The sequence below is a fragment of the Solibacillus cecembensis genome (assembly GCF_050272495.1).
GTDB classification, from domain to species: Bacteria; Bacillota; Bacilli; order Bacillales_A; family Planococcaceae; genus Solibacillus; species Solibacillus cecembensis.
Genome location: NZ_JBNNMF010000033.1, coordinates 20,408 through 31,208, shown reverse-complemented (window position 1 = coordinate 31,208; position 10,801 = coordinate 20,408). Strand labels below are relative to the sequence as shown.

The following is a 10,801-nucleotide window of genomic DNA, read 5'->3' as shown; positions in this document are numbered from 1 at the left end:
TTTGTTAGCATAAGAATGGCACCTCCTTTGAATGATACGTCTATCGTACCGGAGGTGCCTGGCGTTTTATATGCGTTATTTGATTACGGGCTTACGTTTAGAAGATTAGATGACAAAAATATTGATAATGCAATTAATGATGTTAAGAATCATGATAAAGTATAATGTGAAGTACAAAGAGCCAGCGACAGCGTCATGAACCAATAAATAAATTCCGAAAGCGCTGTCGTCAAAACAACGACGTTTCTACATGAAATGTCGTTGTTTTGTTATTATATAAATCTATTCCCCAATATGTGGAGTATCGCTTGAAGGTAGTTATTCTATACACCTTTATGAAGTCAACTGTGTGTATCTTCAGGTATGTCGACCTCCTCAATATCCTCTGCGTCTTCTTCATATTATTCCTACGATTTCAAATGCAAGTCGAAACAAATTCAACTGTAAGGATTCAACCTAGCGAGCCATTCAAACAACTTAATGTCATGTCCACTAGGTCACGCGTTGTCTTTAAAATAAATCCGATTCATAGCACTTCTCCTTTTCTCCCAATCTAAATTTATTTACTATACTTTCCGAAATATTTCTCTAAACGTTTTTCATCAATTGCATACTCCCCACAACAAACAGCTAGTGGAAGAATAATATCGAAACATGGGGGGCCTTTTGCCTTCTCATAAGGTTTTTTCTTTCAACGGTATCTACGAATCTATCAACCATTGGCGGATAAAAATCATTTGGCATTATTCCAATTTCTACTAAGTGGAAACATTTTCAGCCAGAGATTATTTTATTAACAGTGAGAAGGTACCTTAGTTTTCGTAATCTGTTGGAAATGATGGAAGAACGGGCTTGTTAATGACCCATACAACAATTATACGTTGGGTTCATCAATATGGACCAGAATTAGATACAAGAATACGACCGAATCTTAAGCCAACAAGTGATTCCTGGAGAGTCGATGAAGCATACATCAAAAAAGTAAAGGGACAATGGATGTATCTGTATCGTGCAGTCGATTCAAAAAGAAACACAATTGAATTTCAACTTAGTAAAACAAGTGATCAACAGGTTGCAAATCACTTTTCAAGAAAGCTTTGCAGTCTAATTATGTTTGTAAGCCTCGTGTCATCACAGTCGATAAGAATCTGAACCGGTACCCTTATTATATATAAGGTCCACTTTATGGCATAACGTAATTCTAATGGAGTGATAGCTAAATGAACAAAAGACTATTTAAATAAATCGGATTGATTTTGCTTTTAGGAATGGGTTCTTCGTGGGTTGTGTTTGGATATTCAAATTGGTATTTGTTATTCCTTCCAGTTGCTTATTTTACTTATTCGATTTATGAGGGCAATATTAAGAAGCTGAAAAAGATAGAAAGGCTATCAATGCTGTAAAATATATTAATAGCACTTTCATTTATTTTATCAGTAGGTATTGCATTTGGACTAATTCAACTAACCAATTTTATAATTAATGATAAGTGGCATTTACAGGGTTGGATAAAGACATTCAGCATTATTATGGTTGTTATTATTTCGTTATACCTTGTTAAATTTCCATTTTGCAGTGTTGTTAATAAAGTAAACAGTGTTTTAAACGCACAAGATAAAAAACTCCTTAACTCGAGGTAAGAAAGCGTCCGACTGAAGCGTAAATCAACATTATAATCTGATTTGAATGGACTTTTTCAGTGGCTTCCATTCGTGGACTTCTGTTTTTTTAGTAGAACGTCCAATCATTATAGGTTAACCAATAAAGCTTTAAAGGTCGACATCGTTCTGGAAATTGAGAACAAAGTGATGTGCATCGTCATAGACGGCGAATTCGAATCCTTGTTCCCTGTAGAATTGAATGATTTCTGGCAGTGCCTCCAACGTTTGTCGTTTTTCATGCATCAGTACAATTTCACGGTCCTTATTTGTACCACGCTTTATGTTCTCGATAATTTGAGCGGGATTTCCCCGTAGCCTCCAGTCATTCGAATCGATGGTCCAATCCCAAATTTTTATCCCACCTTCTGCCAGTTGATGTCGAATTTCCTCGTTTTTCAAACCTGGCGCTGATCCATAAGGAGGGCGTACTAAATGCGGATTCGTACCTGTAATTTCATGGATCAAAGCAAGTGTTTCTTTCATCTCGGGGACGAATTGATTGTTGCTATATAAGGTTTTGAAATTATGCGTCATGCTATGTCCACCAACGTAATGCCCTTCTCTTACAGCACGTTTCACATTTTCTTGAAGGTGTTCTTTCTTTAAATTGCTTCCCTGCATAAAGAAAGTGGCCAATACATCATGTTCACTCAAGACATCAAGAAATTGACCAGTTAACTCACTTGGACCATCATCAAATGTTAAATAGACTACCTTTCCTTCCGATTTCACTTCGGCAATGGTTTCTTTCGTAATCGGTTCTTCTACAACAGCATCTTTTTTAACAGGCTCTATAGCAATTGGTACCTCATGTTTAGGAATGGGAACATCATCATTTTCAGTTGATTTTGGCACAATTGGGGATACAGAAGTTGAATATGTTTTTCCAACAAAAAATCCGGCAACAAAGAGAAAGACGAACAGAATGACTAAATAGCGCATTTTTAATCTTTTTCTTTTTTTATGAGTTTTAAATCTTGGTGTATTCATGTGGAAATAATCCTCCTGTCATGTTGTATGAACCCGTCGAGTATTGGAGTGTTGTTATGTAAGCAAAATGTGACCATCAGTTAGAATAAAGGCAGCAGACAGTTTCAGATATCTGCTGCTGATAGAGAATAGTTAGTGAAGTTATGCAACACTTACTAATGCATTACTCAAAATAATCAAAGGGAGTTCAATTGTGACCCTCCCGTGTAATAAGCAGAGAATTATGAAATTCACCAATCTAGTTACTTTTCTTGCAGGTACAACGCCTTGCCTTCTTCCATATCTTTCACGATATCATTGTTAATGATTGCCATTCCAGAAATGCCTTTTAACCCCTCGATCGGCGTACCATCATTTACACTGTTGTACTTTTCTTCGTCTGCAGTGAGCTTGACAAAGTGTCCTTCTGCTCCCCCACCGCTATTCATCACTACGATTTCCTTGTATCCGTTTGTGACGTTATCACTTATAACGACTGGAGTTTGAATGAGCGTTAGTGCTTGGTTCACTCGCAGTTCACCACTATCCGTTTCTGTTACAAGTAGTGCAGTACTTCCGCCAGATCCACTTGTATATGGTCCCATTACAACAGTAAAAATTTCGTCTTTCCCATCCCCATTTAAATCAACGTAATTATAGTAGTATTTCGTTGTTTCTAAGTCTTTCAATGGAATTTCAAAGTGAGCTATAATTATTTTTTCTAACTTCGAATTCCGCTCTGATTCAGCCTGGAAACCGACAATTTTTTCTGATGGCACTTGTTTACCAACTTCCCCCTGTACCGAGTATATATCTTCTTTATGAGGGGGTGTTTGAGTTTCTTCAACCACTTTTTTCGCATCCGCTTCGCCTGCACTAGCACTGAATACTACGAGTGAACTTGATACTACACAAACAATTGTGAATGCTGCCAATGAAAAAATGCCTTTCTTTTTATTTCCATTAAGTAAGATGTTCTGAAATCTTTTTTTCACGACTTTTAATCCTCCATTATAATTTGAAGTAAGGATGCTCGATTTACCTGTTTGTTGCTCAACTGAATGCAAAATGGTTTCCATATATCGTTTTTTATAACTACTATCTTTTCCACTTATTACATACTCATCACATATCAGCTCAATGGTCTCATTAAATTTCTTTGACATAAGGTGGACAAATGGATTAAACCAATAGAACGACCTTACTAAAAACAATACGAATTTCAATTCAATATCGTGTCGTTTATAGTGTGTCAATTCGTGCTTTAAAATTAAGTGTAAATCCGTTTCCGAGTACTCAGTATGCGGGATAATCACTGTTGGATGAATAATCCCGTACATCATAGGACTTTTCACGATCTTTGAACGGCGTAATGAGACATTTCTCCGAATACCCATATCAGCCTTTACTTGGGCAAACAATTTTTCTTGTTCTGCAGTCCGTGCCAATGACCACCGTTTGCTATTTCTCGTGAAATTAAAATAGCCAAATAAGTGGTACATAGAAAATACAACTGTTCCAACTAGCCAAATTCCAACCGCTACGTTGAGCACGGATAGATCTGATAAGAAACTAACTTGTTTTTCAATTACACTTCCTATTTCTGGTTGTTTATGTAACTCCTCAATCATTTGCTGGTTTGAGAATAAATTCACTTGCCAGTTACTGGACTCTTGCATGACTTGTGCAGGGTTAATTTGTATAGGAGCATTTGGAAATGTAATCGGTATCGGAACTAGTAGACGAACTGTTAATCCGAGCCATACAACATATTTCCATTTAGCAATATATTTCTTATCTAAAATAGGTGATAATAAGCAAACGGCTAAAATGATGACTGAGACAATTATGGATATCTCCAACATATTCATAAACATTTTTTGAATCATTGTTATTTAGTCTCCGTGGATAGGCTATCTAAAAACTCTTTTAATTCTTGGATTCCCTCTTCATCTACAGCCTTACTATCATTCAATTGAACCACAAAATCCTTCACGGAATTTCCAAAGAATCTCTCCAAAATCTTCTTACTTTCCTTATTTGCATAGTCTTCTTGACTGACAAGGTGATAGTAAAGATTGGTTTTTCCTACTTTTTCAATCCTCAAAAACCCTTTTGTTGTTAATCTTGATAGAAATGAAAGAATGGTAGTAGGTGCAAGGATTTTAGATCCTTCAAGATGCTCTTGGATATAGCTGCGCGTTACCCCTTCATTTGCCTCCCAAATAATTAACATGATTTCCAACTCCGAATCTGGCAATCTTTTCATCGTGTCCCTCCTTTCGTTCTACAAGTGTAGAACGTTTACGTTTTCATTCTACACTTGTAGAATGAAAAGTCAATCCTAGATTATAAAATATTTGTTTTCATTTTCTGCGTGTTTTAAAATCAGTGCCTTAATCATTAAATAACCGCACTTTAATACGTTAACAAGGCATCTTCAATTGGAAGATGCCTGTACAATCACAAACGAATGAAGGAAAAATTGAAAGACCTAAGCTCGGTCGAATACCGAACTCAGATCTTAGAAGTTGCTTAACTAAATATGTCTAACTTTTAGGGGTCACTTCATGTTTGGGAAGGTTTATTGTAAATCAACTAGATATTTTTTATTTATAATTTTTAACCTTTATATATTAAATCCAGACTTCTTCAAAATATAAAAAGTTGTAATAAAAACAATTAGAAAAGCAATCAGTGAATATAAAATATTTTAAGGAATTAAAAAAATAAAAAAATAGAGTTAACCAAATAAATACAATCATAATTCCTAGAGTTTTTTTCATAAATACATGTTCACCCCTCTATCTATAATTGGTGATATATCAACTGGTCCTTTCACTATATTTTATCAGAAATCAACTTTAGTTAATTTATTGTGTTGAATTTAAAGTTACCAAATCCTCGTTAGGGGACTTGTATTTCTTATCATTGTAAATCCGCATATACCTTGAATTAGTATTATATTATTTTATATATTTGGTATTTAGTCTTCCTGTAAAAATATTTTAGGACAATAAAAAATACAGCCTTTTATGTTTATAAAGACTGTATTTTATGGTTAAAATATTAATTTTTAGTATGGTTTCTTGCCTGTAATAAAAAAATCCATTCACCCATTTTTGCGTAATAAATATAAAAAGTAAGGTGCGCCGATACATGCTACGATGATTCCAGCTGGTACCGTCGCCGTTGAAATGACGACTCTACCAATCGTATCAGCAAGCATTAATAAACTCGCACCGATAAATAGTGTTAAAGGTAAAAAGAATTGATAGCGCGGGCCTACTAACTGCTTTGCAATATGTGGTGCCATTAAACCGATAAAGGCTATTCCACCGGTTACAGATACCGCCGCCGCAGCAAGTGCCACAGCTACTACTAATAATTGGAGGCGTTCACGGTGAATATTCATCCCCAAACCAATCGCCGTTTGTTCGGACATAGCTAACACATTCAAAACATTCGCCTTATAGAAAATAAATGGTATTCCAATAACTAGCCATGGCAACAATGCCCATAAGAACGGCCAATCCGTGCCCCATACACTCCCCGCAAGCCACTGTGCGATAAACTGCACATCACTCCGCTCGGCAGAAGATATTAGGATCATCATCAAACCCGATAATGCAGAAGCGACCCCCACACCAATCAAAATAAGCTGCACAGGCTGTACGCCTTGATTTTTCTTATACGAAAAGAAGTAAATGCATAATGCCGTTAACATCGCACTAATAAAGCCGATGACAGGTAAAACATATGCAAAATGCGGTAAATCTCCTTTTACAAATAAGTAAAACAAAGTAATTCCGACACCAGCACCCGCATTAATTCCAATAATACCTGGATCGGCTAAGTCATTACGTGTTACGCCTTGCAATACAGCACCAGCCAGCGCTAATGCCATCCCAGCCGCCGCTAATACAAATAATCGAGGTAAACGTATCGAAAACAGCACGAAGTCTTCTTTAAAACTACCATCTCCGAGCAAGATTGGAAGGATGCGGTCAATTGAGACAGATGCTGCACCTAGTGAAATTCCTAATACGAAAACAGCCAACGTTATTACTATCCAAAAAGCGAGCCATTTCCGTTGTTTTTTCCGCTTTCCATTAAGCAAATTGACGACCTCCCTTACGTACTAACAGTAAGAAGAATGGAAGGCCAATAATCGAAATAATGGCTACAACCGGCGTTTCGAACGGTGCATGTATCATACGACCAACAAAATCAGCCATCAGCATAAACCAACCACCAACAAGGGCACTCATTGGCAATACAAAACGATAATCCGTTCCAACAAAAGCACGCACAATATGTGGCACCATTAAGCCGACAAATGCTAGGTTCCCAACAAGTGCCACAGCAGCGCCTGCCAATACAACAACTACTACCATCATAATCATTTTAATAACCGTCGTATTTTGACCTAGTCCTACTGCTACTTCTTCATTTAAACTTAAAATTGTTAACTGGCGGCTAAAAATAAAGGCCACTATTAAACCAACTATAATAATTGGTACAACAATAAGTGCAAACCATGTTGTTCCAATTAAGCCGCCACTCGTCCACATTGAAACATCTTTAGAAATATTAAATAAAATACCCGTACCATCAGCAATTGCTTGTAACAGAGCAGAAACGGCTGCCCCCGCTAAAACTAATTTCAATGGGGAAAAACCGCTCTTTGTCGATGCACCAATGCCAAATACAATCATCATCCCTATACCCGCACCAATGAAGCATGCAAAAATGAGCAGAATATATGAAGTATTTGGCACAAAAGCTAGCGTGAGGGCAAGTGCCGCATTCGCACCTGCCGTAAGCCCAAGAAGTCCTGGATCAGCTAACGGATTTCTCGTTACCCCTTGCATAATAGCCCCCGCTACCGCTAATGCACTACCAACAAAAATTGCCGCGATAACACGTGGAAATCGAATTTCACGTAATATTGAATAATGCTTTCCACCACTTTGTCCAAATATTGCTTCGTAGACATCTTTCATTGACGTGTTTGCTGCGCCAAAGCAGAGCGAAACACTAGCAGTACCAACTAATAAGACGAATACTAATAATACTTGAAGCCAAAATGGGAAACGTCTAAATTTTGCCATTGCTTTTGCTTCCTTTTACTCGCTTATTTTAAAAACTTTTCTTCAAAGAAATCTAGTTGATAATCTAATGTCATTGCATCATTGAAATAAAATTCTTTTGAATCTACTTCGAATAATTGACCATTTTTTACCGCTTCGATTTCGTTATACCAATCAGCATTTAAGAAAGCAGAATCTTGTTCTTTTGATAAGCTTAAAATAATGTAGTCACCTGTATACTCTCCTAACACTTCTTGTGAAATGGCAAAGTAACCTGGCTCTAATGCAACTTCTGTAACTTTTTCAGGCATTTTTAAGCCCATTTCTTGATATAAAATTTCTGTTCCTCGGCCCCAGTTATCTCCGAATAAATAAAATTGTTTTTCGTAGTTTTCCACAACAGTAACTGTCGCATCCTCACCGATTTTTGCTTTAATCTTTGTGCCTAAATCAGCTGCACGTACTTTGAAATCTTTTACCCATGCTGTTGCTTCAGCTTCTTTGTTCACTACTTTACCGATTTCTATATGTTGTTGTAAGTAATCATTTTTACCATACGTAAATAATACAGTTGGTGCGATTTCAGCTAGTTTATCCGCATTTTCGATATTGTTTAAACCAATGATTAAATCTGGATTCAACTCTAGAATTTTTTCGATATCTGTATTCGCTACGATTTCAGCATTTTTAATTCCCTCTGCAAAATTCGAGTTATTGGCAGACCAAGAATCCACCCCAACCATATTCACACCAAGCTTCATTAAATCCCCCACATATGAAGACAAGACAACAACACGTTGTGGATTTACAGGTACTTCAATTGGGCCTGTTTCAGATTGGTACGTAATCGTTTCAGCTGAAGGCTCTTTTCCTGTTTTTTCTTCACTTTTTTCGCTATTTCCGCATGCTGCAAGTACTAATACGACCATCATAAACATTGGTAAAAGCCATTTTTTCATTTTAAATATCCCCTTTAAGTTGTTTGTAATAAGTTATATGTAATACACATTGGCTTATTTGTTCGTGGATCCTTACCGATTACTGCATCAATATGAAACACTTCCTGTAACACTTCTGGCACAATCACTTCCTCTGCGGTACCAAATTTCACAAGATGCCCTTTGGAAAGCGCCACAATGTAATCTGAAAAACGAGCTGCCTGATTTAAATCATGGAGCACCATAACAATTGTGCGCCCTTCCTTTTCATTGAGCTCACGCAGTAATTCTAACACTTCTAATTGATGCGCCATATCCAAATAGGTCGTTGGCTCATCTAAAAAGATAATGTCAGTTTCCTGAGCTAGTGCCATCGCAATCCATACGCGCTGACGCTGACCACCCGATAATGCATCGACTGTTTGCGCCCGATACTCATCCGTTTTTGTTACATGTAATGCCCAGTTAATGACATCCTTATCCTTTTGCGATAAATTACCAAAGCCCTTTTGATATGGAAATCGACCATAGGATACGAGTTCTTCAACCGTTAAACCATGTGCACTTTCCGGAGTTTGCGGCAAAATCGCAAGTTTTTTTGCTAATTCCTTTGTTTTCAACTCTGAAATATTTTGACCATCCAAAATAACCTGTCCGCGCTCATGCTTCAAAATTCTCGTAATCGCTTTTAATAATGTGGATTTCCCACAGCCATTCGAACCAATAATTGTTGTGATTTTCCCGTCTGGAATTTGGAGCGATAAATCGTGCACAATGGTTTTATCGTCGTAACCAACACGAATCGATTCTATTTGTAAACGCAATATATATCCTCACTTTCTTTTTATATGTATAAATGATATGATAACTTCACAAAACGATACTGATAATCATTATCACTAACGTTAGTCTAGTTATCAATTAATTATTTGTCAATATTTTTTTATTATTTTTTAAGGGTGTGGATAAAAAATGCAAAATGTTTACGATGTAACAATTATTGGCGGTGGGCCTGCTGGACTATACAGTGCCTTCTATAGTGGTTTACGTGGCTTGAAAACGATGCTGATTGAGAGTCAAGATTCACTTGGTGGGAAGGTATTACTTTATCCAGAAAAATTAATTTGGGATATTGGTGGTCATCCTCCAATATCGGGCGAGCAATTTGTAAAGCAATTAATCACTCAAGCAAAAACCTTTGATCCAACCATTTTAATGGGAACAAAAGTAGATTTTATCGAACGTGAAAATGAGCTATTTGTTTTACATACTGCACAAGGTGATATTCATTATTCTAAAACAATTATTTTAGCAGTTGGCGGTGGTATTATTAACCCTCAAAAACTGACATTAGAAGGTGCAGAGAAGTACGAAATGACGAATTTGCATTATACAGTACAGTCCTTCAAGCGTTTTTCTGGCAAAGACATTATCATTTCTGGTGGTGGGAATGCGGCACTTGACTGGGCAGTAGAGCTATCCGCAATTGCAAAAAGTGTAACGGTTGTCTATCGCAACGAAAACCTTTCTGCTCATGAAGCAACTATAAAAGAAGCTGTGGATGCTGGTGTAACAATCAAATGTCATACATCTATTACGAAGCTGATTGCAAATGCAGATCAAACAGCGATACAATTCGTAACTTGTGAAAATGCTATAACAAAAGATAGCTATACACGCCCTATCGACGAGGTTATTGTCAGTCACGGCTATAATAGCGAGGCTTCATTAGAATTTGAACCATCTATTACGATTTCTAAAAAAGATAATTATTATTTTGAAGGAAAAGCGACTGGAGAAACTGCACAACCAGGTATATTTGCGGCGGGTGACATTTTATCTTTTGAAGGTAAAATTAATCTTCTGTTAGGGACTTTCCAAGATGCAGCGAATGCCGTCAATTCGGTTAAAACATACTTAGAACCAACAGCATCTCGCAGTGCCATGGTTTCTTCACATAACGAAGCGTTCAAAGAAAAGAACCGCGCTATTCATGAGAAAGAACTTCATTCATCTATTTAATAGGTTGCTAAGAAAAACAGGTGTAGAAAAATGCTTCTACACCTGTTTTTGTATCTTTTATTTGCCTCTATCCGTTAGTTTTTGATTTCTATCCACCTCCCCCCAACCATATTCCAAT

8 protein-coding genes and 1 pseudogene are annotated in these 10,801 nt (G+C 36.9%); 2 read left to right on the top strand and 7 right to left on the bottom strand.

Features of this window, described 5'->3' with window-relative positions; genetic code table 11:
• Positions 1 to 742 precede the first annotated feature (742 nt).
• Positions 743 to 1,148, top strand: a pseudogene (locus tag ACQKIH_RS20570) (IS6 family transposase); the annotation flags it as partial.
• A 621-nt stretch (positions 1,149 to 1,769) separates the two neighbouring features.
• On the opposite strand, the gene ACQKIH_RS20565 reads toward ACQKIH_RS20570, so the two are convergent.
• The 7 genes from ACQKIH_RS20565 to ACQKIH_RS20530 all read right to left on the bottom strand — a co-directional run bounded on the left by ACQKIH_RS20565 (position 1,770) and on the right by ACQKIH_RS20530 (position 9,488).
• Positions 1,770 to 2,483: a polysaccharide deacetylase family protein gene (locus tag ACQKIH_RS20565; RefSeq protein WP_427768556.1), complete on the bottom strand. Its 714-nt coding sequence runs from the start codon at positions 2,481 to 2,483 to the stop codon at positions 1,770 to 1,772.
• A 410-nt stretch (positions 2,484 to 2,893) separates the two neighbouring features.
• Entirely contained in the window at positions 2,894 to 4,519 is a 1,626-nt protein-coding gene (locus tag ACQKIH_RS20560) for a M56 family metallopeptidase (protein ID WP_427768552.1), read from the bottom strand.
• A 2-nt stretch (positions 4,520 to 4,521) separates the two neighbouring features.
• A complete protein-coding gene (locus ACQKIH_RS20555) occupies positions 4,522 to 4,899 on the bottom strand; it encodes a BlaI/MecI/CopY family transcriptional regulator (RefSeq protein ID WP_427768551.1) in 378 nt (125 codons plus the stop codon).
• A gap of 843 nt (positions 4,900 to 5,742) precedes the next feature.
• Positions 5,743 to 6,750 (bottom strand): FecCD family ABC transporter permease, encoded by a 1,008-nt coding sequence (locus ACQKIH_RS20545; RefSeq protein WP_427768550.1) that lies wholly within the window; start codon positions 6,748 to 6,750, stop codon positions 5,743 to 5,745.
• A complete protein-coding gene (locus tag ACQKIH_RS20540) occupies positions 6,743 to 7,744 on the bottom strand; it encodes a FecCD family ABC transporter permease (RefSeq protein ID WP_427768548.1) in 1,002 nt (333 codons plus the stop codon). The genes ACQKIH_RS20545 and ACQKIH_RS20540 overlap by 8 nt, the downstream gene beginning before the upstream one ends.
• Positions 7,745 to 7,767: 23 nt before the next feature.
• Complete coding sequence (locus tag ACQKIH_RS20535) at positions 7,768 to 8,682, bottom strand: iron-hydroxamate ABC transporter substrate-binding protein (RefSeq protein ID WP_427768546.1); 915 nt, start codon at positions 8,680 to 8,682, stop codon at positions 7,768 to 7,770.
• 14 nt (positions 8,683 to 8,696) lie between these two features.
• The gene (locus tag ACQKIH_RS20530; protein WP_427768554.1) at positions 8,697 to 9,488 is read right to left on the bottom strand and encodes an ABC transporter ATP-binding protein; all 792 of its coding nucleotides are present in this window, start codon (positions 9,486 to 9,488) and stop codon (positions 8,697 to 8,699) included.
• A gap of 145 nt (positions 9,489 to 9,633) precedes the next feature.
• Between ACQKIH_RS20530 and ACQKIH_RS20525 the strand changes: the two genes are divergently transcribed.
• Positions 9,634 to 10,683: an NAD(P)/FAD-dependent oxidoreductase gene (locus tag ACQKIH_RS20525; RefSeq protein ID WP_427768545.1), complete on the top strand. Its 1,050-nt coding sequence runs from the start codon at positions 9,634 to 9,636 to the stop codon at positions 10,681 to 10,683.
• Positions 10,684 to 10,801 lie beyond the last annotated feature (118 nt).

Coding starts and splice junctions, on each gene's coding strand:
- ACQKIH_RS20555 (WP_427768551.1), bottom strand. CDS start 4,899: ATGAAAAGATTGCCAGATTCGGAGTTGGAAATCATGTTAATTATTTGG.
- ACQKIH_RS20540 (WP_427768548.1), bottom strand. CDS start 7,744: ATGGCAAAATTTAGACGTTTCCCATTTTGGCTTCAAGTATTATTAGTA.
- ACQKIH_RS20525 (WP_427768545.1), top strand. CDS start 9,634: ATGCAAAATGTTTACGATGTAACAATTATTGGCGGTGGGCCTGCTGGA.
- ACQKIH_RS20535 (WP_427768546.1), bottom strand. CDS start 8,682: ATGAAAAAATGGCTTTTACCAATGTTTATGATGGTCGTATTAGTACTT.
- ACQKIH_RS20560 (WP_427768552.1), bottom strand. CDS start 4,519: ATGATTCAAAAAATGTTTATGAATATGTTGGAGATATCCATAATTGTC.